The organism is Pseudoalteromonas sp. 2CM39R, from assembly GCF_023161845.1.
Genome location: NZ_JALNTM010000011.1, coordinates 29,073 through 53,067, shown reverse-complemented (window position 1 = coordinate 53,067; position 23,995 = coordinate 29,073). Strand labels below are relative to the sequence as shown.

The 23,995-nt window shown below is 40.3% G+C and carries 26 protein-coding genes and 1 tRNA gene; 13 read left to right on the top strand and 14 right to left on the bottom strand.

What is annotated here, in order from left to right; genetic code table 11:
* Positions 1–5: 5 nt before the first annotated feature.
* The 5 genes from MTF66_RS22710 to MTF66_RS22690 form a co-directional block, all read right to left on the bottom strand.
* Complete coding sequence (locus MTF66_RS22710; protein ID WP_138622356.1) at positions 6–1,505, bottom strand: efflux RND transporter periplasmic adaptor subunit; 1,500 nt, start codon at positions 1,503–1,505, stop codon at positions 6–8.
* Positions 1,495–2,820 (bottom strand): TolC family protein, encoded by a 1,326-nt coding sequence (locus MTF66_RS22705; RefSeq protein WP_248528903.1) that lies wholly within the window; start codon positions 2,818–2,820, stop codon positions 1,495–1,497. Before MTF66_RS22705 ends, MTF66_RS22710 begins: the two co-directional genes overlap by 11 nt.
* A 108-nt stretch (positions 2,821–2,928) precedes the next feature.
* On the bottom strand, positions 2,929–3,303 hold the full coding sequence (locus MTF66_RS22700) for a hypothetical protein (protein ID WP_075169911.1): 375 nt from the start codon (positions 3,301–3,303) through the stop codon (positions 2,929–2,931).
* Between the two features lie 63 nt (positions 3,304–3,366).
* A complete protein-coding gene (locus tag MTF66_RS22695; RefSeq protein ID WP_010391723.1) occupies positions 3,367–3,975 on the bottom strand; it encodes a paraquat-inducible protein A in 609 nt (202 codons plus the stop codon).
* A gap of 53 nt (positions 3,976–4,028) precedes the next feature.
* Complete coding sequence (locus tag MTF66_RS22690) at positions 4,029–5,303, bottom strand: EAL and HDOD domain-containing protein (RefSeq protein WP_138622360.1); 1,275 nt, start codon at positions 5,301–5,303, stop codon at positions 4,029–4,031.
* A 265-nt stretch (positions 5,304–5,568) separates the two neighbouring features.
* Here MTF66_RS22690 and MTF66_RS22685 point away from each other — a divergent pair, with 265 nt between their 5' ends.
* Together MTF66_RS22685 and MTF66_RS22680 are read left to right on the top strand one after the other, a co-directional pair.
* On the top strand, positions 5,569–6,135 hold the full coding sequence (locus MTF66_RS22685; protein ID WP_010391720.1) for an alkylphosphonate utilization protein: 567 nt from the start codon (positions 5,569–5,571) through the stop codon (positions 6,133–6,135).
* A gap of 125 nt (positions 6,136–6,260) precedes the next feature.
* Positions 6,261–7,067 carry an META domain-containing protein gene (locus tag MTF66_RS22680; RefSeq protein WP_138571268.1) on the top strand — a complete coding sequence of 269 codons (807 nt, stop codon included), beginning with the start codon at positions 6,261–6,263 and terminating at the stop codon, positions 7,065–7,067.
* Positions 7,068–7,402: 335 nt separating this feature from the next.
* Here the strand turns inward: MTF66_RS22680 and MTF66_RS22675 are convergent, their stop codons facing one another.
* Positions 7,403–8,242: a 23S rRNA (adenine(2030)-N(6))-methyltransferase RlmJ gene (locus MTF66_RS22675; protein WP_248528901.1), complete on the bottom strand. Its 840-nt coding sequence runs from the start codon at positions 8,240–8,242 to the stop codon at positions 7,403–7,405.
* A 238-nt stretch (positions 8,243–8,480) separates the two neighbouring features.
* Here MTF66_RS22675 and MTF66_RS22670 point away from each other — a divergent pair, with 238 nt between their 5' ends.
* The 9 genes from MTF66_RS22670 to MTF66_RS22630 all read left to right on the top strand — a co-directional run bounded on the left by MTF66_RS22670 (position 8,481) and on the right by MTF66_RS22630 (position 15,738).
* Positions 8,481–8,711, top strand: a complete 231-nt coding sequence (locus MTF66_RS22670; protein WP_008113449.1) for a hypothetical protein — start codon at positions 8,481–8,483, stop codon at positions 8,709–8,711.
* Positions 8,711–9,016: a cell division protein ZapA gene (locus MTF66_RS22665; protein ID WP_010391716.1), complete on the top strand. Its 306-nt coding sequence runs from the start codon at positions 8,711–8,713 to the stop codon at positions 9,014–9,016. The genes MTF66_RS22670 and MTF66_RS22665 overlap by 1 nt, the downstream gene beginning before the upstream one ends.
* 55 nt (positions 9,017–9,071) lie before the next feature.
* Complete coding sequence (locus MTF66_RS22660; RefSeq protein ID WP_054202645.1) at positions 9,072–10,091, top strand: MBL fold metallo-hydrolase; 1,020 nt, start codon at positions 9,072–9,074, stop codon at positions 10,089–10,091.
* 56 nt (positions 10,092–10,147) lie between these two features.
* Positions 10,148–11,596: a transglycosylase SLT domain-containing protein gene (locus tag MTF66_RS22655; RefSeq protein WP_138622659.1), complete on the top strand. Its 1,449-nt coding sequence runs from the start codon at positions 10,148–10,150 to the stop codon at positions 11,594–11,596.
* Between the two features lie 66 nt (positions 11,597–11,662).
* On the top strand, positions 11,663–12,151 hold the full coding sequence (locus MTF66_RS22650) for a peptidylprolyl isomerase (RefSeq protein ID WP_054202647.1): 489 nt from the start codon (positions 11,663–11,665) through the stop codon (positions 12,149–12,151).
* A gap of 21 nt (positions 12,152–12,172) precedes the next feature.
* Entirely contained in the window at positions 12,173–12,901 is a 729-nt protein-coding gene (locus tag MTF66_RS22645) for an SDR family NAD(P)-dependent oxidoreductase (RefSeq protein WP_248528899.1), read from the top strand.
* Positions 12,898–13,737, top strand: coding sequence for an amidohydrolase (locus MTF66_RS22640; RefSeq protein ID WP_248528897.1), 840 nt, complete (start codon positions 12,898–12,900; stop codon positions 13,735–13,737). The genes MTF66_RS22645 and MTF66_RS22640 overlap by 4 nt, the downstream gene beginning before the upstream one ends.
* A gap of 48 nt (positions 13,738–13,785) precedes the next feature.
* A complete protein-coding gene (locus MTF66_RS22635) occupies positions 13,786–15,348 on the top strand; it encodes a S41 family peptidase (protein ID WP_138622661.1) in 1,563 nt (520 codons plus the stop codon).
* Positions 15,349–15,351: 3 nt separating this feature from the next.
* Complete coding sequence (locus MTF66_RS22630) at positions 15,352–15,738, top strand: hypothetical protein (protein WP_054202651.1); 387 nt, start codon at positions 15,352–15,354, stop codon at positions 15,736–15,738.
* Positions 15,739–15,789: 51 nt separating this feature from the next.
* Here MTF66_RS22630 and MTF66_RS22625 read toward each other — a convergent pair whose 3' ends face one another.
* The 4 genes from MTF66_RS22625 to MTF66_RS22610 all read right to left on the bottom strand — a co-directional run bounded on the left by MTF66_RS22625 (position 15,790) and on the right by MTF66_RS22610 (position 18,932).
* Positions 15,790–16,965 (bottom strand): mandelate racemase/muconate lactonizing enzyme family protein, encoded by a 1,176-nt coding sequence (locus tag MTF66_RS22625; protein ID WP_054202652.1) that lies wholly within the window; start codon positions 16,963–16,965, stop codon positions 15,790–15,792.
* 27 nt (positions 16,966–16,992) lie between these two features.
* On the bottom strand, positions 16,993–17,760 hold the full coding sequence (locus MTF66_RS22620) for a class II aldolase/adducin family protein (protein WP_248528895.1): 768 nt from the start codon (positions 17,758–17,760) through the stop codon (positions 16,993–16,995).
* A 134-nt stretch (positions 17,761–17,894) separates the two neighbouring features.
* Entirely contained in the window at positions 17,895–18,218 is a 324-nt protein-coding gene (locus MTF66_RS22615; protein WP_036980337.1) for a c-type cytochrome, read from the bottom strand.
* Positions 18,219–18,392: 174 nt separating this feature from the next.
* On the bottom strand, positions 18,393–18,932 hold the full coding sequence (locus tag MTF66_RS22610) for a DUF2058 domain-containing protein (RefSeq protein ID WP_036980338.1): 540 nt from the start codon (positions 18,930–18,932) through the stop codon (positions 18,393–18,395).
* Positions 18,933–19,126: 194 nt separating this feature from the next.
* Here MTF66_RS22610 and MTF66_RS22605 point away from each other — a divergent pair, with 194 nt between their 5' ends.
* Positions 19,127–20,275: an MFS transporter gene (locus MTF66_RS22605; protein WP_138622663.1), complete on the top strand. Its 1,149-nt coding sequence runs from the start codon at positions 19,127–19,129 to the stop codon at positions 20,273–20,275.
* On the opposite strand, the gene MTF66_RS22600 is transcribed toward MTF66_RS22605, so the two are convergent.
* The gene (locus MTF66_RS22600; RefSeq protein ID WP_138622665.1) at positions 20,242–20,742 is read right to left on the bottom strand and encodes a prolyl-tRNA synthetase associated domain-containing protein; all 501 of its coding nucleotides are present in this window, start codon (positions 20,740–20,742) and stop codon (positions 20,242–20,244) included. The genes MTF66_RS22605 and MTF66_RS22600 overlap by 34 nt on opposite strands.
* 1 nt (position 20,743) lies before the next feature.
* Complete coding sequence (locus tag MTF66_RS22595) at positions 20,744–21,130, bottom strand: hypothetical protein (protein WP_138622667.1); 387 nt, start codon at positions 21,128–21,130, stop codon at positions 20,744–20,746.
* 165 nt (positions 21,131–21,295) lie between these two features.
* Between MTF66_RS22595 and MTF66_RS22590 the strand changes: the two genes are divergently transcribed.
* Positions 21,296–21,371: transfer RNA gene (locus tag MTF66_RS22590), tRNA-Ala, on the top strand.
* 178 nt (positions 21,372–21,549) lie between these two features.
* Here the strand turns inward: MTF66_RS22590 and MTF66_RS22585 are convergent.
* Entirely contained in the window at positions 21,550–22,797 is a 1,248-nt protein-coding gene (locus MTF66_RS22585; protein ID WP_010391694.1) for a glutamate-5-semialdehyde dehydrogenase, read from the bottom strand.
* Complete coding sequence (proB, locus tag MTF66_RS22580) at positions 22,794–23,900, bottom strand: glutamate 5-kinase (protein WP_010391693.1); 1,107 nt, start codon at positions 23,898–23,900, stop codon at positions 22,794–22,796. The genes MTF66_RS22585 and proB overlap by 4 nt, the downstream gene beginning before the upstream one ends.
* Between the last annotated feature and the right edge of the window lie 95 nt (positions 23,901–23,995).

Genomic DNA, 23,995 nt, shown 5'->3' with positions numbered 1-23,995 from the left:
CACTCCTAGTGATGCTGACTGTGCGTAGCATGCACAGGCGTTATTGTATGAATCACAAATTCACCTTGCTCAATGCTAAAGGTAAAAGTAACTTCATCATTAGGCTTAAGCATCTCAGTCATTACATTTTTTGCTAGTATAAAGTCCATTGTTGCAGGTCCTCGGCCCCACTTTTCAATTGCCTCACGGCTGATATTCACAATACGATTATTAGCATCAATACTATTAATTACTCCATTCACAGTTGCCGTATTTGGGTTGGCATCACTCATTTGCATACTGTTATGCGCAACTGCTTGCATACGTTTAAAGTCAGAGTTTTTACTCGACTCTGAATCAATTAAAAACTGTGCTGAAGTAACCACTTCATCGTCTGCCATAACACCTGATAAAATTTCGGTATTAGCCGCATCACTTCGCCCTAAAGTTACCTCGACCGATTTAAAACGACCTTCCCCAAGTGCAACTACAACACGGTTTTGGCTACCAGTGCGAATAACAGCTTCTTTAGGTACGATTAACTGTTTTTCAGCTACTTGACTATGAATACTGACTTGAGCAAACATATTAGGCTTTAACTGATGGCCTTGGTTATCAAAGCGCAAACGCACTCTTAAAGTACGATTTTTAGCATCTAAGGTAGGGTAAATATAATCCACTTGCCCTTGCCAACGTTGACCACTTAAATAATCGAGTGTCATGGTTACAGGCAAGCCAACACGAATAAGTTCTGCTTGGCGCTCAAATACCTCAGCCTCAACCCATACTTCATCAAGCTGAGCAATACTCATCATTGAGGTATCAGGTTTAACATAAAATCCTTCACGAATATTAAGCTCATCAACAACACCACCTTGGCGAGCATAAAATGTTATGTTTTGCAGTACTTGCTGACCTTTTTGCAGACGTGAAATGAAGCCATCAGACACATTGAGCGATTTTAATCTGGCTTTAGCTGCACGAATTAGCACCGGATTATTACGCTTCAACGCTAAAACAAACTCTTCTTGTGCATTCACTAACTGTGGTGAATATAAGGTATAAAGTGGCTCATCTTGTTTAACCTGATCACCCGCGGCTTTAACGTATAAGGTTTCGACCCATCCTTCTACGCGCGGATGAATATGAATTAGCTGGTCTTGGTTGTATTGCACATAACCTACCGTGTTAACTTCATTTTCAAGTGCAGCAAACGCAACAGGGGCGGTACGCACACCTAAATTATTAATCACTGTGGGTGAAATTTGAATACTGCCAGGCCCTTCATTTGCGCCACTGTCTGACTCTTCGTAAACAGGCACTAAATCCATGCCCATGGGCGATAAACCAGGTTCATCTCGGCGATAATTACTATCCATAGGTGCCACCCAATAAAGCGGCTCTTTTTTGCTACTGGCTTTACTATCAGTTGGCATAGAGTGCTCACTAGGTAAGCTTAATAAAACCCCCGCAGTTAATGCCGCACTGCATATAGCCACCAGTGATAATTTTAAATTAGTATTCATAGCTCGGCTCCTGCTGTGGTGTATTTTTTAAGCTGGTATCATCAGCACTGGCGTAATAATTTAACCTCGCAATAATAATCTTTTGATCAACATGAATGTTTAGTGCGTCTATCTTGGCATTTAATTCACTAATACGCGCTTGCATCACATCTGAGAAATTACCATCATCGCGGGTATAGGCATTCAGGGTCGCTTGAGCTTGCTCAGCCATTTGCGGCAGTAGCTTGGTTTGATAAAGCTCAGCACGCTGATGAAGCCGTGCTAACTGACTAACTTCCTTAAAATACATTCCTTGTAGCTTTTTAAGGGCAATTAATTTTTGTGTTTTAGCTTCTTCGCTATCGGCAATGGCAGCATTTACAAGTTGATCTTGGCGATTATCGGTAAACAGCGGTAAATCAATACTTATACCCACAGAGAAAAGGTCTGCTCGCGAGCCACCCATTGGCATGTCATCACGATAACCGTACCCCATATTAACGCCAATTTGCGGTTTATAGCCTTGCTCAGCCACACTAATTTGAGTTTGCTTTGCCACTATTGCATTATCCATTGCCATAATTGCAGGGTGCTTTAATAGCATGGTCATTAATTGCTGATACTCTAACTCGGTGTAGTTTTTTAATGCTGTAAGCTCTGAAAAGTCATCACTGACAGGCTGGCTCAGCATATCGATAGGCAGCCATTGTGTTAGCCGCTTTTTAGCTCCTTGTAGCTGTTGCTCCAGTTGCATTAATTTATCTTCAAGGCGGGTTAACTCTAATTGCGCTCGAATAATATCTTGTTGGCGTGTTTTGCCCACCGAGCTTACATAGCTTGATTCTGTAATATCAATGAGCTGGGTAAACAAAGCTTTATCTTGCTCAATTAGTGCAATGCTTCGTTGCGCTCTATAAGCATTGAGCCATGACTCAGTAACTATGGTTTTTACTTGCGCGAGTCTATCTTTACGCAGCCAAGGCTCTGCTGCAGTTGACTGAGAAAGGGCCTTTTGTTGAAGTGCTAGGCTATCGCCTCGGCTCAGTGATTGGCTAATTCCCACCTTAAATTGGGTCATATTTTCTTGATCAAAAGCAAAACCATTAGTTGGTAGGTTCATTAACCCTAATGTAAGCACTGGATCAGGTAAGGTTCCTGCGGCAATACTTTTTGCTTCAATTGATGATTGTTTTTGCTTGCTAGCTTTAAGCCAGGGCTCATGGTTTAAGGCATAGTTAATTGCCTCATTTAAACCTAATTCAGCACTGTGTACAGAGACACTAATACTCAACAAGCTACTTATACACACGGATTTTAATACTGCGAAGTGATTCATCACTTGCTCCACTGAAATTTAAAAATAACGAATGAAAACGATTAAATTTATAAGCAGATAGATGACAATAAGCTAAATAACTAAATTTTAAATACACCTACCCTGCGATTATGCAGGCATAGGAGGACGGTAAAGAGAACGTGCAAAGTTAACTTGATGCTGTATTACAGCATGTTGCACTTTTTCAGAGGGTAATTTGGAGGCTATAAATAGTGAGTTTACATGCAAGGCTGAATGCGAACTACAAGCACTCATCGGGCAACTGCAATCTTGGGTTAACGTGCTTTGCTCACTACAGCAATCCATAGACATGGTTGTTGTATCAGCGTCGTCACTCATTGCCATCTTACTATGCTGCATCGATGCATGGGTTGCCATGTTCGTATGCGGCATATCACATACCATAGATACAGACGCAACGGCTTGACCCACAAAAGTGAGTAACAAAGTTAGCGTGAGTAAAATACAGTAAATACGTTGCAATGAATTAACCTAAAAATAAATAGACGTTTAAAGTTTATGGGAACTGTGTTTAAAACTCAATAATTAACTGGTTTTTACTACTGGCTTTATGAAGCTACTGGCCGCAATGGCGAACAAGCAATAGCCGGTAAAATACCAAAAACCAGTACCAAACTCAGCATGCATATTAAGTAAATCTTCTGAGTTCGCGTTTGCATTACCAGCCATGTAAGCCACTATTAATGCAATAACAAACACATCCACCATACTCCATTTACTTAAACCGATAATCACCTTACCAAGATTGTGCTTAAACGAAGTCTCCTTCAGCACACAATACAACAATTGAAGCAGCAGCTTAATTGTTGGGATCACCATTGAAAAAAACGCCACTAATATCGCCACTAAGTAGTTTTTGTTATCGGCCAGTTCGTTAACGGTGCCCCAAATACTGCGCGTTTTTTGATAAGCGCTGATCTCGCCTTCAAGTTTATCTAACCCCAACATACTCGAGATCATCATTAGCATATTACGGGTGTTTTGATTCCCTTCATCTGCCAACATTTCAATGCCCGCCTCAGCAAGTTTAGACTTATCAATTTTACCTTCCATACTCAGTACGGGCTGAGTCACCCCGGGAATTAATAAAGCTAAGGCAATTAAAATAGTGGTAATAGGTAAAAATAAACGCATGGTGTAATACTAAGTAAAATCAATATGTGCCAATCATACCCAAACGTTTTGCGTTAGTCTTGCTCAATAATGGTGGCTAATAACTCATCCGCATATTGGCGTGCATCCAACATGGCGCTAAATACGGTCTCAATATTCGAGGCTGGGCGAATAGTTTCTAACAACTTTTTAGCCAATTGCCAATTATCTTCCTCTACCGCTTTTATTAAATGTAAAGAATTACCCATCATGCCTTCAAAACTTAATAGTGCACCAGATAACTCAGCCCCTAAACTAAACTCTTTAGCAATAGCTTCCAGCTCCATATCTAAAATAGCATCAAGCACCGACATTAAGCCGACTAAATAACCTTGTTCTGCAATGACTTTTCCGCCTGGTTCTAAAATTATTTGCATGAACTGCGCTCGACATAAGCCTAAACGAGTAAGTTCACTGGGCTTGTCTGAGCCAAGTTCGCTTAGCGCCAATACTCGTACAAACTTTCTAATAGAATCTTCCCCTAAATACACAACCGCCTGAGGAATAGACGTTATCACTAAATTTTTATTAGCAGAGCGAGCATTCACTAGTTTTAGGACGCGTGCAGTCAAACCGACATCTTTAGAAATGCGTAGATTAATTTCATTAAAGTCTAAATCTGTGCGGGATGTGCAACGCAGTAAGTCTAAAACAGCCATTTTTAGAGGTTCGATACTGTTGTAACTTAACATTTCTGGATGTGCAAAAAAGAACCCTTGAAAATAATCGCATCCAGCCTCTTTAAGCTGCCTAAATTCATCATAGGTTTCAATTCGCTCTACCACTATTTTAATATTAGGAAAATTGCGTTTGAGCTTTTTCAGCAACATGCTGGTTTTTATTACGGGCTCTTCAACTTCAAGCTTAATATAATCAACCAAACTGAGTAATGGTTGCCATTTTTCATGTGAGTCGTAGTCATCTAATGCAAATACATATCCTGCTTTTTTTAACTCTGTCACTCTCTCAACAACAAGCTCTATATTTTCAGTACGCTCAACAATTTCAATTACAGTATTCTCAGGCTGTAATAATTTAGGCAAATCCTCTAAAAGCCCCTCGCTCGATAAATTAATAAACGCAGTTTGATTGAGCGTTAGCTTTTCTATGCCAACCAGCATTAGCGCATTAAAAAAAAGTCGCCCAGTGGCTTGCCCGTCAGTTGTTCCTACAGGAAAAGCATTATTAAATGAATCGCGATAGAGCAACTCATAAGCAAAAATACTTTTATCACCGTCAAAAATTGGTTGCCTAGCAATATATTGAGTAACCAAAATAGATGAATTTTTTACCTCTAGATTATTTGGCATTAACCTTCCTACTTAACAGTGATGTCATCATTATTTTTTATTATTTAACCAGTATAGTGAAACTTTAAAGACTTGCTGCAATTTTAATTAGATTAAAAACAAACAAATAAGACTAAATTTATAACCCTAGAGCAGAATTATTAGTATCCTCATTTTTTATAGGGTTTTTGAGTTTACAACTGCTCTAAGCATACCCAAAGGTTATGGTTATAAGGTATAATGCGATTATTAATTTTTTATAAACTCACAAAAAAGAGTCCCTTATATGAGCATTGAACAAGCCTTAATAGAACGTAGCAGTAACCAATGTGAACTCTGCGCAGCAACAGACAACCTAACTGTATACGAAGTTCCTCCTGTTACCGAAGCTCATTCAGATAAATGCATCTACACCTGTCAAACGTGTAAAGATCAAATTGAAGGCAATAGCGATTTAACCCCGACCCATTGGCATTGCTTAAATGACAGTATGTGGAGTCAAACACCTGCGGTACAAGTTGTTGCTTATCGCATGCTGACTCAGTTAGCAGCTGATAACGGATGGGCACAAGACGCGCTAGATATGATTTACCTTGAAGAAGACACATTAACATGGGCGCAGCAAGCGCTTGCTGAAGATGATGATATTAAACACATTGATAGCAATGGTGTAGTACTACAAGCTGGCGACACCGTCACGTTAATAAAAGATTTAGATGTGAAAGGTAGCAGCTTAACAGCAAAGCGCGGTACAGCCGTGCGCAATATTGGCTTAACCAGCAACCCTGAACATATTGAAGGACGTGTTGATGGACAGCGTATTGTAATTTTAACTAAATACGTAAAAAAATAAGTAATAAATCAAGGCGCCTAGCGCCTTTTTTATATCTCGACTTTCTTTATTTGCTAGTTAAGCAATGATTAAGCAATTCAACCGTATGCTAGCGACCTTATACCATACTCCATCAAGGAACTCTTATGTTCTCATCGAAGCCAAATTCAATGTTAAAGTCGATTGCAGGCTTGTGTTTTCTAGCAAGTGGCACACTTATGCTGAGCGCATGTAACGATGACACAGCGCAGCAAAATAGTGCTGTGGCGCAAACAATGACCACCTTACCTGTGCAAGTTAGTTACTTAGATCGCAGCCTAATTGCGCCTAATTCACAGCTAACCGTTACCTTGGTTGATGTGTCAAAAATGGATGTGGCAGCAACGGTTATCTCTGAGCAGGTAATTGATTTAGTAGGCGCACCGCCTTATAAAGTAGAGCTTGAGTATAACCTTGAAAAGATTGACCCAACTCACCGCTATAGCGTGCGTGCAACCATTAATAATCAAGGAAACTTGCTATACACCAGCACAACGAGTAACCCGCCTTTTGATAATACGGCCTCATCAGAGCCTTTAGAGATTATTGTTTCAAAAGTAGCGCCAAAGCCAGACGTTGACTTAGTAAACACCTATTTCAAAGCCGTTTCAATCGATGGCAACCCCGTTGTAGTGAATACTAAAGAGCCATTTATTCAGTTTAATAGTGATAACACTGTACACGGCTTTTTAGGATGTAATAACTTTAATGGCGGTTATGAAGTATCGAAGCAAGCAGTAACTTTTACGCAGTTAGCTACCACGCAAAAAATGTGTCATGACAATATGGAACAAGAAAGCGCGATGGCGGCTGTGCTTCAGGCAGCAACGCAATGGCAAATTAATGGTGAAAAATTAGTATTACAAAATGAGGCAGGCAACCAACTTGCTACCTTTAACGCTATTTACTTTTGATTAAGAACGTAACAATACCCCACATATAAGCAAATAAATAAGCCCAGTTAAACTAGGGTCTGTTGATTTTTCAAGGTTAAATTTGCAGCAGTCTGTTTGGTATTTAGGCAAGGCAGAGCCTATGTGGTGTGGTTATTCCCCATTAAATAGGCGATAACGCAGCATCAATGCCAAACAGGCGCTGCCCGAAGGGTTCTGCCTAGGGGCGATTTACTCTTTGTTGCTCGGTTTTTACTTAGCCCACTAGGTTACAAACCTCGCGCCGCGATTAAACCGCCCCTAGTTTGAACAAATTTTAATCCGCAAAGGTCAACAGGCCCTAGGCTTATTTATTTTTATTCGGCGACTAGCTGCTCGCTACGGTAAAAACCACTAGGCTTACTCAACAAGCTTACTAGTTCAGGTAACACGTCATCCATAGTTTGTTTCAGCTTCCATGGTGGATTTATCACTATCATTCCAGAGGCGGTCATACCATGTACTTCTGTGTCTGCTTCGGTACCTAATTCAAATAATTGAATATTTTTAATTCCCGCGTCAATTAAACCCTGCTCCATATTATCAATACGTTCTCTGTCCACAACCGGATACCAAATCATATATGTACCCGTCGCAAAGCGTTGGTGGGCTTTGACAATGGTTTGTACTACCGTATTGTAATCGTCTTTTATTTCATAAGGTGGGTCTATTAACACACAGGCTCTGCGCGAAGCTGGCGGTAATAAACCAATTAAGCCCGCAAACCCATTTTCGCCGCGTACTCGAATAGAGCGCTTACCTTGCATGTTTTCTTCAAGTAATACCAAATCTCGCGGATGCAACTCAAAAAACCAGCCCTTATCTTCGCGGCGCAAAAAGTGTTCGGCGATTTTTGGTGAACCTGGGTAAAACGCCAGAGACGAACTTTCATTAAACGATTTTATTAACTCAATGTAGTCGTTTAAGGCACCGTGCTGACTGGTATGTTGCCAAAGTTTTTCTATGCCATCTTGGTACTCTTGGGTTTTTTGCGCGTCTGGTGCTGCCAGCTCAAAAAAACCAGCACCCGAATGCGTATCGATATAGTCAAGCGGCTTATCTTTTATTGTTTGATAACCCAGCACTTGCGCTAACACTAAATGTTTAAGTACATCGGCAGGGTTACCCGCATGAAAGGAGTGTCTGTAACTAAGCATTATTTATTTTCGCCATACGCTGTTTAATAAAATTAGTGAACCATAAAGCACACTGCTTTGGCAATCGTCACAGCAAAAGCGGGTGTTTACGTGAACCATTTCTGAATGAAAAAGCCAATAGCATGAATTATCCCTTAACATAGAATAAAAATCACCTAAAACCAGCGTAAATGCTGGCAAATAAACACACTTTGCTTTACATTTGCATGACATTAATTACAGTTATATGAGCGCATTTATGAACAACAATACTCTTCAACAACTCGAACAACTGATCGACCAACTAATTACCCGTAATAATCAGTTGCAAACTGATATTACAGAGCTTAAAGAGCAAAACAGTAAACTGCTTGATGAAAATGAGTTATTACAGTTAGAAGCCCTTGAAAATGAAGAAAAACAAAAAGATGCAAGCACCACCTTGTCGTCATTATTAGATAAATTACAAAGCGCACAACAGGCAAGCTAATGTCTGAGCTGCAAAACCAGCGAGTCACTGTTGAATTGCTTGGTAAAGAGCAGCAATTTGCTTGTCCGGCTGGGCAAGAAGAGGCACTAAAAGCGGCCGCCAAAAATCTGAATGATTTAGTTGAACAAATGAAACAACGTTCAACTGTCAGAAACGATCAAAAAGCATTACTTATGGCTGCTTTGAATTTAAGCCACGAATTGCTTGAAGCAAAAACTCAAAAATCAGTTGAGCTTGAGCATCAAGATCAATTGATTGATAAGTTAAGTCAATACTTAAGCTCAAACTCTGAACACACTAAATAAAAGCGCATTTTGCGCTTTTATTGTTTTTACCGTAAAAATATAGCTAGAGAAAAAGATGCAACCACTTTTAACTAAAGCTCAAAAAATAGGTAAGTGCTTACTGCCTTTAATCTGTCTATTTATACATACAAAAAGCAATGCAGCAGTTGAGTGGCAATCGTTATCGGCTAATATTCAATTTATCAAGCAGCCAGATAGGTTACGTTTTTACGACTCTAATCAAGTGTTAATTCAGGGCAGTGAGTGTGCCTTACTGGTAGATGCCAGTGGTAACTTTGCAGCAGTAGAACAACTGGTTACCGAACTAAAACAACAGCTAAAGACGCCTTTATGTTACTTAGTTGCCACTCATTTTCATGACGATCACTTGCTGGGCATGGCGGTTATGCAGCATTACTTCCCAGACGCAAAACTGATTTCTCACCAACAAGTCGCTAACGACTTTTCGCGTTATCAGCAAGCATTAACAGATAAGCTAGAGGGGTTCGAGAAAAGCATTGAGCTGAGCTATCAGCGATTAGCCACCTTACCCGATGCAGAGCAAGCTCAATGGCGAGAAAAGCTCACTCGCGCTAAAACACGCTTATTTCGCTGGCAGAATTATCAACTAACACCACCAAAAATGAGTATTAGTGAGCCTAAAACATTAGATTTAGGAAATTATGTATTAACTATCAACCCGCATCAGGCACATACTAATGGCGATCTAACACTGCTTGCCGACAAAGGTAAAACCTTAATAGGTGGTGATATCATTGACTGGCTTCCCTACCCTGGGCATGGCGAGCTTAAACAATGGCAAAGTTTATTAAAAAAATATATAAATAATAATTCGCTGTCACTTTTTGTTCCTGGCCATGGCAATTTAGTCGATAAAGTTAAATTAAAACAGTCACTCACGTTTTTAGAAGCAATTACGGAGCAGGTTAAAAATAACCCTGAAGCCAGTATTGAGCAATTACAAAAAAAATTCCCAAGTGAAGTACTAAAACCTTACCAACAAGAACCACTTGATATAAAATCAAGTAACTTATTTTTGCAATCGGGATTACTTCGCGCTAAAAACAGTCAATAACTGAACACAATGGATTGTGTTAAAATATGGAAATATATTTTTTAAAAAGGAACAAAATGCGTCACCTGATCTTATGCTTTGCCATTGTATTGCTATGTAGCTGTAAAATCACACAGCCAGAGATCATTGCGCCTGTAGTCCCTGCACCTGTAGAGCAAAAAACCGCACAATCAAACACGCCGAACTCTACAAACACCAAAAAAATCATTAATAAAAAAACAATACCTAAAGCCCTAAAAGTAACTCAACCAACTGACTTATGGGCACATATTGCTGATAATTTACATTTACCGGTTGAGCAAAATCAGGCGTTAAAGAAACGCATTAACTGGTATTTAAAACAACCGAATTATTTAAAAATAGTGTCTCGCCGTGCAGAGCCTTTTTTATATCATATCGTAAAAAAAGTAGAGCAAAAGCAGCTCCCTATGGAACTGGCATTACTGCCATTTGTAGAAAGTGGCTTTAGACCTACCGCCCGCTCAAGTGAGCACGCTGTGGGTGTGTGGCAACTGGTTGCAGCAACTGCACATCATTTTGGGGTTAAATCAGATCAATGGTACGACGGACGCCAAGATGTATTGGCCTCAACCGATGCAGCACTAGATTACTTAAGCTATTTACATAAACGTTTTGATGGTAATTGGTTGCATGCACTTGCGGCCTATAACACCGGTGAAGGCCGAGTTAAACGTGCTATAAAACGCAATCAAAAACGAGGGAAGTCAACTGACTTTTGGGCACTAACCCTACCAAAAGAAACCGCTGACTATGTACCAAAACTATTAGCATTAAGCTATTTAGTAAAACACCCTAAGGCAAAATTTAAACGCCCAAAGCTTCCTTATAAAGCACTGACCACCTCGTTAAATGTGGCAAAACAGTTCGATTTTTCAATTATGGCCAAGCTCTCTGGTATGGGTGTAAAACAGCTACATGCTCTTAATCGGGGTTATTTAAAAAACCAAAGTTCCCCCCATGGCCCGCATACTTTATTGCTTCCTATTGAGCAACAAGCTTTACTAAAAAACCGTTTTTTTAAAGCCAATTTTGCAGGCGAATACATAGTCAAAAAAAATGACACACTATACGGTATTGCTAGGCATTTTGGCTTGCCTTTAAAGGCACTAAAACAGCTCAATAATAAGCAAAATAACTTTATTGGTGTTGGCGAAAAACTTATTTTAGGAGAGCCTCAAACGTTACCTGAATCGCTCACTATTAACTATAAAATAAGCCCTTATCTGGAACAAAAAGAGCCCGTCATTCCAACCATCGAGGTAGATTACCACGTTAAACCCGGTGATAACCTGTGGAATATAAGTCAGTTGTATGGCGTTGCTCATAGCGATTTAGCACGTTGGAATAAGTTATCAGCATCTAGCGTATTAAAGCCTGGGACTCAGTTAGTTTTATTTATACCCCAAGCTGCGACACCTAAAACCACACCGGCTAAAAAAGATCTGTTACTCGACTTACAAAATACATTAAATCATCCCCGTTAAGTTTCTAAAGCGCAGTATTTCGCGTAAAATTGCTTTTTAATTTATTTAAATCTTAAAGAGACATGCATGCAAATCAGTAAAAATTCGGCCGTTGAATTTCATTACACCCTTAGCGAAGCCGGTGAACAAATAGAAAGTAGCCTTAACGACGCGCCATTAAGTTACATTCACGGCAGCGAAGGCATGCTACCCGGTTTAGAAACCGCACTTGAAGGTAAAACTGCTGGTGATAAATTTAGCGTAACGTTATCTCCAAGTGAATCATACGGCGAGCGTGTTGATGATTTAATTCAGCGCATTCCGCTTAAGCATTTACAAGGCGATGTAAAAGTGTGGAAGCCAGGTATGACTGCAATGGTGCAATCAAATCAGGGTCGCCATCAAGTGACTATCGTAAAAGTAGGCCGCTTTAATGCTGATTGTGATTTAAACCACCCATTTGCTGGTAAAACGCTGACCTTTGATGTTGAGGTTGTATCAGTTCGTGAAGCAACAAGCGAAGAAATCTCTCATGGCCACGTTCATGCTGAAGGTGGTTGCGGCCACGCACATTAATTGCTAATTAGAGGAACAAGTATGTCAAAAGTTGCAATAGTAACCGGTGGCTCTAAAGGCATTGGCTTTGCTGTGGTACAGCGATTATTAACTAACGGCTATCAGGTTCATAACTTAGATATTGAGCCAAGTGAGAGTGGTGTTTTTCATCAATGTGATGTTAGTGATGTAACCGCCGTACGCCAGTGTATACAGGCTATTATTGAAAAAACACAACGTATTGATGTACTTGTTTCAAACGCTGGTAAGCATCTAAGTGCCACAATTGAGCACACCGATGAAGCGACATTCGATGCGTTAATGGCACTGAATGTTAAAGGTGCGTACGCGGCTATACAAAGCGTATTACCAACAATGAAAGCACAAAAAAATGGCGCTATTGTGTTAATTGCCTCAGATCAGGCCATTATAGGCAAACAAAATTCATTTGCTTATAACTTAACTAAGCACGCATTGGCTTCAATGGCTAAAACCACCGCCTTGGATTACGCAAGCTTTAATATTCGCGCTAATGCAGTGTGCCCTGGCACCATAGAAACGCCGTTATTTCATAATGCAATTGATGCATATTGTAAAAGAAGTGGTGCTAACAAAGCCGATATTGTTGCAGAAGAAGCCGCCTTACAACCGCTCAACCGTTTAGGTCAAGCCGATGAAGTTGCTGCACTGGTAAACTTTTTAGTAAGTGCAGATGCCAGCTTTATTACTGGTAGCTTACAACGTATTGATGGCGGCTACACAGCACAATGAGCACTAAAATTATTGACCCGCATCTGCACTTTTTTAATTTGCTGGAGGGTCAATACACTTGGCTACAAGGTGCGAACCCACCAGCTTGGTCTAACTTAGATAAAATAAAGCAGCCCATCAGCGTTGCTGAACTGATCAAAAGTACTAACTTTGAACTCGCAGGTTTAGTGCACATAGAAGCTGGGTTTGATAATAACCAGCCAGTTAAAGAATTAAACTGGTTAGCCAAACATATTAAAACTATACCTTATAAAGCAATTAGCTTTGCAACAATTAACCAGTCAAATAACGCATTTAAACTAGCACTTCAGCAGCTAGATCATCACTCTCTTGTAGGCATTAGAGATATCACTGAAGGTCATGATGCCGAGCGCTTATTGAGCCCTCATTGTCTCGATAACCTGCGGCACTTGAGCCAATTAAAGCTGCATTTTGAAGCCCAATTTGAAGTAGAAAACCTCAACATCACTGAGCGGCTCATTTCTTATGCCAACCAAGTTAGTGGTTTACAAATAATCATTAATCACGCAGGGCTTGCACACAACCTTGCTAACTGGGCAACTGCAATTGAACTACTTGCAAAACAGCCTAATGTTGCGATTAAGTTTTCAGGTTTTGAATTACTCATGCTTAATAGCGAGCAGCAAAACCAATGTTTTAAACATATTTTAAAGCATTTTGGTTTGCAAAGAGTGATGTTTGCTAGCAACTTCCCCGTGTGCCAAATTAATATTAACTACAACGAGTTATGGCAACATTATCGCAGCCTGTGTAGCGACGATCTTACATGGCAATATTTGAGTTACAAAAATGCTGCAAGCCTCTATCAACTCTAAATGAAAACCGCTATATTTAGCTCAACAGTTTAAAAAACGAGCATGCGTATGGCCATTTTTAATTCATCTTCTCTTAAATACACATTACTCCCTTTTTCACTAGCCGCTTTATTAACAGGTTGTGGTGGTGGAGGTAGCGACAATGCGACCAACCCAACAACTGATAATAGCGGCTGGACCTCAGGTGTATTTGCCAGTTCAGGGCAATTTAAAGGTCAATGCCAAGCAATTAATGAAAAAAACTGGCTACGCTCTTGGAGTAACGAAACCTACCTATGGTATGACGAAATTATTGATACCAACCCTGCATTAACGTCAGGGGTTATTGATTACTTTAATACTTTAAAAACGGAGCAACTGACTGAGTCAGGTGCGAAAAAAGATAACTTTCACTTTAGTTTGCCGACCGATGAGTGGCAAAGACAAAATCAATCCGGCCTAAGCTTTGGTTATGGCTTTAATATAAAAATAATTGCCGGTAGCGCGCCACGCCAAGCAGTTGTTAGCTACACCGAACCAAATACCCCAGCTAGTAATCAAAATATTATTCGTGGTTTTGAGCTTTTAGAAGTTGATGGCGTTGATTTTATTAACACCACCTCATCGAGCGAGGTAGGTATTATCAATGCAGGTTTATTCCCCGAGCAAACCGGTAAAGTTACCGAATTTGTATTTAGGGATATCAGCACTAATGAAAACCGCACAGTGACACTCACGTCTCAAAACATCGAATCGCAACCAGTAATGAATGTTCGTACCGATTTAGTCGCTGGTGATGTTGGTTATTTTCAATTTAATAGCCACAACGCCATAGCCGAAACACAGCTTTACAACGCCTTTAACCAACTCGCTGCCAGTAGCATTAAAGATTTAGTCATTGACGTGCGCTATAACGGGGGGGGATTATTACAAATGGCTAGCCAAGTAAGCTACATGGTGGGGGGCAGTAACACTCAAGGTAAAATATTTGAACGAACCATATTTAATGATAAATACCCTAATACCAACCCCGTCACAGGCCAAGCACTGACGCCGATGCCTTTTACAAATCGTTTTATCGGCTTTGAAAATAATCCTGCAATTGTAGCGGGCACGCCGTTACCCACCTTAAACTTAGAACGGGTATTTGTACTTACCACCAGCAGTACCTGCTCGGCTAGTGAGGCTATCATTAACGGGCTGCGCGGAGCAGATGTTGAAATTATTCAGATAGGCGCAGGCACCTGCGGTAAACCGTATGGTTTTTACCCTACCGACAACTGCGACACCACTTATTTTACTATTCAATTTACTGGCGAAAATAACAAAGGTTTTGGTGAATATTCAGATGGCTTTGCACCGCAAAATACCATTGATGACGCACGCCAACCGGTTCGCATTGCTGGGTGCGCTGTTGCCGATGATTTTACTAAGCGCTTAGGTGATGCTAGTGAAAGCTTATTAAGTACAGCGCTGAGCTATAGAGAAAACGGCAGTTGCCCTGCCCCAAGCTCAATAAATAGTGTTCTTGGTTTTGCCCCCACTATCGCCACCGATATGCCCGAAGTAAAAGATATGCGAGTTCAAACCATGCTAGAACAAAATATTATTCTTAGTGATAACATGAGATAAGCAATGAACATATTATTAGCAATAAGCATGACTGCAGCGACATTAGGGTTAACGGGTTGCTTAGCGCAAAGCTCAGAACCGACACCTAAGCTACAGCATGCGTTACTAATTGAGCCGAATAGCGCTAAAGTAGCCGATGCGATTACGCAACTGCTACATAGCTCACAGGTTCAATTAACCGACGACGTTTTTGTAACCTCAAGCACAGTTACCCTTGAGCAACTTAATCACAAAGATCCTCAGGGAAATCCGATTATGGGCAAGCAGCTTAATATGCCGGATCAGTTTGAACTGATGATTAAGGGAGAGCGCTGTTTTGTTCGCCATCTTGATAGCAAAGCAACCATCGAACTAAAACAGGTACTTTGTAAAATAAATCCACAGCGATAAAAAAGCCGGTCAGTGAGTTATCACTTACCGGCTATTCTTAAATAGGGCTATTTATTTTATTTCTACACGTTGTGAACGCATTACAATTTCATCGTTAAGCTCAATCCCAAGACCTGGTTCTTCTGATACTTCAAAAAAGCCATTTTTAGGTTGTGGATCTTGTAAGCACAGCTCTCTGTTCCACTTTTTAATCGCATAAGTATGATGTTCATGAATTAAAAAGTTAGGGATTGCTGTTTCTAAATGTAATGCTGCCGCGGTTGCAACCGGCCCACCACACACGTGTGCCTGAATACGCACGTCAAAAATATCTGCGTAATCACATACTTTTTTAGTTTCAGTAAAGCCACCACATAAACCAATATCTGGCTGTAGTACATCAATGCTTTGATCTTCTAAATATGGACGCACGCCCCAACGGTTATATAAGCGCTCGCCGCCTGCAATAGGCACAGCCACTTTATCAGCCACTTTGGCATGTAATGAGTGGTTTAAATAATTCACCGGCTCTTCAAAATACATACAATCAAATTCTTCTGCAATCTCACCAATTTGAATTGCTGATGTCGCACCAGGTAAACTGTGGCATTCAAAAATAATGTCAACTTCATCACCCACAGCTTCACGAATAGCCTGCATACGAGCGCGGTATAGTTTCATTTCTGGGCGAGAAATAATATTTGTGCGATCGTAATAGGTGTTGCCATCTTTATCGTATTGAATTGGGTCAACCTTTACCGCGTCATAACCTTCAGCTACTGCTTTTAGTGCCGCTTCGGCATATTCTTGTGGCTGGACCAGCGCTTTAAACTCACTGTCCCAGTCAAACTGCAACTGCGATGCATAAGTACGTAGTTTGTCGTTAACTTTACCACCAAGCAACTGATAAACAGGTAAACCCAATGCTTTACCTTTTATATCCCAAAGCGCAGTATCAATCGCACTCATTGCAGCATAAACCACCGGCCCACCGCCTAAACCCCAAAAGCTTTCACGCAACATACGTGACCATAGTTTTTCAGTTTGAAACGGGTCATGGCCAATTAAAAAGGCATCTGCCATTTCTTTGATCATCGCAGCGGCAGCACTGTGACCTAAGTCATACGCAAGACCGGCTTCACCTACACCGCTAATCCCTTCATCGGTATGAATGCGAACAAATACCGGCGTCCATGCAGGACGCTCAGGACAATGAATGTCAAAGACTTCAACGCGATTTACTTTCATAAAAAATTCCTTATTAACCTCTATCGGTTATTTTGCAAAACTTGGGTCAAGACGATACGCTTTTCGTAACATGGCAGGCCATGCTAGCTGCCCCCCAGTACTGCCGCTGTGAACAACGTTCGCTTGATTATAAATGTTATCAATAATAGCTTGTGGTACTGCAATCGCTTCTTGTGCACTTGATTGAATAGCTAACTGTATTTCACAGGCACGTTGAAGGTCATAAAAGCGCATAAACGCATCACCAACTGTTGGCCCTACCGTTAAGCCGCCATGATTCACCAATAGCATATGATTGGTGCTACCTAAATCTGTTTGCAGGCGTTTACGCTCATCATCATTCACCGCTAGGCCTTCATAACCATGGTATGACAGAGAGGGTAATGAAAACATCGAATACTGACTTAACGGTAACAGCCCTTCTTTTTGTGTTGCAACTGCAATGGTTTCTTTAGTGTGTAGGTGTATTACACAATGGGCATCCTCGCGTACTTCATGAATGGCACTGTGAATGGTGAACCCCGCAGGGTTAATATCAAATGGAGTATCGTCAATAATGCGGCCATTTAAATCAACTTTAACTAAGTTAGATGCAGTGATCTCATCAAACGTTAAACCGAACGCGTTTACTAAATAATGATCCGTACTTGGTAGGCGAGCAGAAAGGTGCGTATAGATTAAATCCCCCCAACGAAAATGGTCAACTAATCGATAACATGCAGCTAAATCAACACGTAGTTGCCACTCTTGTTCTGACACTTTATTTTTTAAATCGAGCTGGGGTAAATCAAACATAACAAGCCTTTTAAAACACAGCATAGCGCTAGTGATTGTAGATGTTTAGAAGTCTAAATGAGTATTCGCATGATGGCAATCACCAAATAAAAAAGCCACACAAAGGTGTGGCTCTTTTAAGGTCTCGTTAGCGATTATTGTACTTTTGATAGGTAATCGGCAATCGCTTCAAACTCTTCATCAGTCACAGTCGCAACCATTGCTTTCATTGCCATAGACATACCGTTGTTACGAGCGCCTGACTTAATGTCTTTCATTTGCGCTACTAAATACTCTTTGTTTTGACCATTTAGCTTAGGGTACATCGCCATGATAGGTGCTTTACCATCTGCACCATGACATGTTTGACAGTTTTTAGCGGTATAAAGTGCTGCGCCATCAGCAGCGGCGGCTGAAAATGAAAAACTTGCGGCTAAACCAATACCCGCGCCTAATAAAAGTGTTTTTATCTTGCTCATTGTATTTACTCTTCTTTTTTACGGTTAAAAAAAACGGTTGTGATAATTGTAGTCAATAAATCTTTAAAAAGCATACGTCCTTGATAAGGTTTGACGATCAATCAGAACAAATACGTGTATCCCTCATAAAACAAATATTAGCTTGCCTTAGCTGAGCAGATACTTAATAACACCTTACCAAATAAGATCGTCTGGTACTTCAAAATCAGCGTACGGATCGTCTTCGTCCTTGGCTTTGTTCTCAGGTTCAACATGAAACACAATATACTTTTCATCAACCTCAGCCACTTTGCGTGCAGGCTCGTCTTCTAACACGTAAAACTGGCCTTCTAATACACAAATTGCTAAACGTCCGCCCGAGAGCGCCTTTTGCGTTTGCTCATTCACATCAAGGCCCTTTACTTTATTTTCATAAGTAAAGTTAAAGGTACGCTCACCACGAATTGACTCTTGATTGTGATGCTCTAAAATTTGCTTAACACGGGCTACCTGTTCACGTTGCTTTAATTCTTCTTGGCGCGTTTTGTTAAGCTCTTCGGCTTTTTGCTGCTGCTCAAGCTTGGTTTGCTGAATATGCTTTTGCAAATCATTTGGGTTGCTTGTCGCTCCCTTCTTTTGCTTTTTCTGTTGCTTGCGCTTTTCTGATTTAGCAACTTTGGCTTTATGTGATGTTGTTAAACCAGCTTGGAGCAATTGCTCTTGTAGTGACCCCATGGCGTGTTCCCACTAAAAACGAATATTAATGCTATTTTAATCACCAACGAGCGTAAATAACAGCGCTATTGGTATTAATCTAACAAACTACTGAAAACAAAGCATGATTTAGCGCAATAAAGGTTAATTTATGAAAACCCTAGCAGTTTTGTATATAATGCGACTCAACTAATAAGCAATGTTAACGGCAGTCAATGCGCTTATCTCACTTACTCCTTTGTTCTGTTTTTATTTTTTTTGTCTTATACGCACCACAGCCATTATTAAGTTTATTTGCCACCGAATTTAATGTAGCGCCTGCCATTGCAGGCAGCTTAATGACTGCCACTATGCTGCCTTTAGCCATTGCCCCTTTGGTGTATGGGTTGTTTCTAGCCAAGCGAAACCCATTATTAATTTTACGCATCGCAATGTTATTACTCGGTGTCGGCTGTTTATTATTTATTTATGCCCCTAGTTTTGAGCTACTGTTACTTGTTCGGTTTTTACAAGGGCTGACTTTACCTGCCGCTTTAACCGCAATGACCAGTTATATTGGTATGAGCTATCAAGCCGATACATTACAAAAAAATATGACTCTTTATATTGGTAGTACTATTGTCGGTGGTTATTTTGGCCGAGTATTGGCTGCGCTCTTTAGCGACTTGTGGTCATGGCAAAGTTTTTATTACTTAATTGCTGCCATGTTGATAATACTCGCGCTTAGCATTCCCCATAAACGCTTTGTCCTGAGTAGCTCTAGTGAGGTGTTATCACCTTTAGATTATATGAAACAACTTAAAGAAGGCTCGGTACTTAAACTTTATGGTGCCATATTTTGTATGTTTTTTTGCTTTGCCGCATTATTAAACTACTTGCCTTTTATTTTAAAAAATACCTTTTTAATTAATAACACCCGCGACATTGGCTTAGTTTATAGTGGTTATTTAATTGGCGCGTTAGCCTCTATTTTTACCCCGTGGTTATTAAAAAAAATGACCTCAGCTTGGCGCTTATTGGCATTGGTATTCCTGTTTTATAACCTCAGTATTGTGTTATTAATGAGTCATTCACTGATGTTGTTTTTAATTGCATTCACACTCTTTTGTGGCGCTATGTTTGTAATTCATTCAACAGCGGCACCATTGGTTAATAAAATTAGTCACGCTCCACCGAGTGTTACTAATGGTTGTTACGTGTCATTTTATTATAGCGGTGGCGCACTAGGATCGTTATTACCTGGGGTGGTTTATCAAGCACACGGGCAAACCGCATTTATGGCAACACTTCTTGCGGTTTGCTTATGTGGGCTGGGTCTTATTTTGTGGGCTCAGCGCGAGGGTAAAAACATCACCCGCGGCTGATGTTCAGTAAAATCAAAAAAACGCAGTAAATCAGGCTTAGTTAATAACCATGTTTGGGTGTTTTCAAATGGATGGCAATGAAATAAATCGCCAAACCAAATATCCTGATCAAGCCAAAGCGTTACATCTCGTTGCTTATCGTTCATTAAGCTGAGCATTGACACACAACCTGGTGCAACTTTTAAGTACTTAGCCAAGCGCTCATTAGAGGCAAACCCTAAACGCGATAGCCCTTGCTGTTTAGACAACGATTTTAAATCGAGTTGTTTATCATGCGCGGTGATCACTAAAAAATGGCGCTTACCTTCGTTATCTCGCAAAAATAGATTTTTTAAACGTGTTCCTGGGCGATTCACCATCAGCTCGTCAGCATCTAAGCTACCATGCAACGCTGGATGCTCAATCACATCATAGTTAATATCAAGTTGGGCTAACACCACCGCTAATTTTTGTTTATCCGCTAACATACTACAAACAACGCCCTCTTAATTGCACACTTAAATCTCGCCATAGCACTTCGTTTATTTCATGCTTATCTGCACAATAGTTACGTTGTGCAAGCTCTTTATTAAGAAACTCTACCGCTTGATCTTCTAATTGTAACTTAAGCACGCTCGACTCTTCAAAATGCTCTTGTTCGGCAAAACGCTTAACATCGCTTCGGGTTAGCTTTTTATTAATATTAATTTGCTCGCGGCTCTTAGCCTTTACAGAGACCACATAGGCAAAAAGCTTATTACCTTGATCATCAACGGTGTCATAAAATTGTTGATTATTAATTTCATAGGGAGGCTCATCTACCGAGCTGGCACAGCCAAAAAGAAAAATCATGAAAACTAAAGCGTATTTTTTCATTATGTATTGTCGTTTTAGTAAATATTGAGGCCGAGTTTAACAAAAATTAGTTAAAACGGAAAAATTTGTGAAAAAATACTTGACCGAAAACGTAAAAATATTTAAAGTTCACCCCGCTTAAGACTCAGCACTTAAGCATTTACAGTACATGTAAATTAGGAATGTGGGGCTATAGCTCAGCTGGGAGAGCGCCTGCCTTGCACGCAGGAGGTCAGCAGTTCGATCCTGCTTAGCTCCACCACTTTCCTACCCTCTCCTTTAAGTAATATCCTTATTTTTATATTCTAAATAAACTTCTCTGTTAATAATGCTTTGTATTTTTTAATCTCTTTGTTTGCTTAAGTGTTTAATTTTGCTAAATCGAGATCAAAAATGCCGAGCAAAGCCCGGCATTTTTATTATTTATTGAGTTGGGTTAGTTATTCGCGAACTTGACCAACACCATTAACTAAATATTTTTCAGTGGTTAATGACTCAAGTCCCATAGGGCCATAAGCATGTAACTTAGTCGTTGCAATACCAATCTCTGCACCTAAGCCTAGTTGTGAGCCATCAGAAAAGCGTGATGACGCATTAACCATAACAACCGACGCATCAACACTACGTTGGAATAACTCTGCCGCCGCATCGTCCTTAGTACAGATAACTTCAGTATGATTTGAACCGAATTGAGCAATGTGCTCAACGGCTGCATCAAAACTTGGCACAATACGAATTGCTAACTCTAAGTCTAAGTACTCTTCACCAAATTCGTTATCAGCAAGTACAGTGGCATTATCAAAATATTCAGCCGCTTTGGCGTCAGCATTAATTTTTACACCTTCTTGACGAAGTACAACTGCACACAGATTTAAAAACTCATCAGCTACATCTTGGTGTACCACTAAACCCTCAAGTGCATTACATACACCAGTACGCTGAGTCTTACCATTAAGCAGTAAATTTAGTGCTACTTCTAAATCAGCATCTTTATCTACATATAAATGACAAACGCCTTTAAAATGCTGAATAACAGGGATTGTGCTGTTTTCAGTAACATAGTTAATTAGGCCTTCACCACCACGAGGGATGATTAAGTCAATGCTATCGCGTTGTTGCATCAACTCCATTAGTAAAGCACGGTCAGGATCAGGAATCACTGAAATTAGCGCAGTTGGTAGACCATGTTTTGTAAGCACGCTATGCATTACACTGGCAATGGCTTGTGAGCTTTTCAGCGCTTCTTTACCACCGCGTAAAATAACACCGTTACCTGACTTAAAGCACAATGCACCTGCGTCAGCCGTTACATTAGGACGCGCTTCATAAATCATACATACTACGCCAAGTGGTACACGCATTTTACGAATTTTAATACCATTTGGGCGTTCAGTAATGTCACGTAACTGGCCAACAGGATCATCTAATGAAACAATCACTTCGATACCCTCAGCCATGGCTTCAATACGCTCATCATTCAATGTTAAACGGTCAATCATTGATGCTGCTAAATTATTGTCGCGAGCTGCGCTTAGGTCACTCTCATTTTCTTTGATTATAAATTCTTTTTGCTCTCTTAATGCCGCTGCCATATCGGTTAACACTTTGTTTTTAGTCTCGGTATCGAGTAAAGCAAGTGTATGTGCAGCCTTTGCTGCCTGGCGTGATATATCCGTAATTAAACTCATGACTTCTCCAATAATGCGATATCTTTTTCTGAAATAATTGGTCCAATTGAATCCTGCATTTTTTCGCTGAATTCACTCTGCTCGTTATCTGCAATAAAGTTTAACAAGCAGCTACTGTAATTTGCTGTGGCTTTAGCTAAACGCGTACCATCTTCACTGCGAACTAAGATAGTATCGCCCACAGCAAACTCGCCATGTACTTCTCTGATCTCATCGCCACGTAAGCAACCGTCTTCACCTTCTAATGAGTCATCAAATGACCCTTCAACAACGACTTCCCCCTGCTCATTGGCGGTATGTGTCATCCAGTGAATAGAATCTTGCATTGGTTTTTCATAAGGCAAGAATACGCTACCTGGGTTTTCACCGGCTAACAAGCGAGTAAAGGTTTCTTCTTTAAAGCCATTAATAATGTAAGTTGCAATACCATGTGAAGTGGCTTTCTCTGCCGCTTCAATCTTGGTTTTCATACCACCTGTACCTACCGCACTGGTAGCACATCCTGCCATAGCATAAATAGAATCATCAATTGATTTTATTTCAGGCAATAATACGGCATCGTCATGCAGATTTGGGTTTTTATCATACAAGCCATCTACATCAGAGAAAATCATTAATGCATCTGCATCAGCGGCTGCTGCAACCATGGCTGATAAATTATCGTTATCACCCACTTTTAAATCATCTGTTGTTACTGCATCATTTTCATTAATGATAGGTAGCACGCCGTGTTCTAGCAATGTAAATACGGTTTCACGGATACTCTGGTAACGCTCACGGTCACGTAAATCACCATGAGTTAATAATAGCTGTGCTGATGGAAAATCAAAGAAACGATCCCACATGGCCATCATTTCTGTTTGCCCTGCTGCAGCCATCGCTTTTTTCATTACCACTGAACGAGGTTGGTCTGATGGAAATAAATGTGAGCCAGCCGCTACAGAACCAGATGAAACTAAAATAACCTCAATTCCACGTGCGCGACAGCGAACAATAAACTGTGCGATGGTTAATAAATAACGTGAACGACAGCCATCTTGATCGGGTGCAATTAAGGCACTGCCCACTTTAAGTACGATACGTCGCCAATTTAACTTTTGCATAAGTGCTCAACTTTCCATTTAATTTGTATTCATCACATAGATGAATGAAACCAGGTCGCCATGTTTATAAACACAGCGTCGAATTTATTTATCAT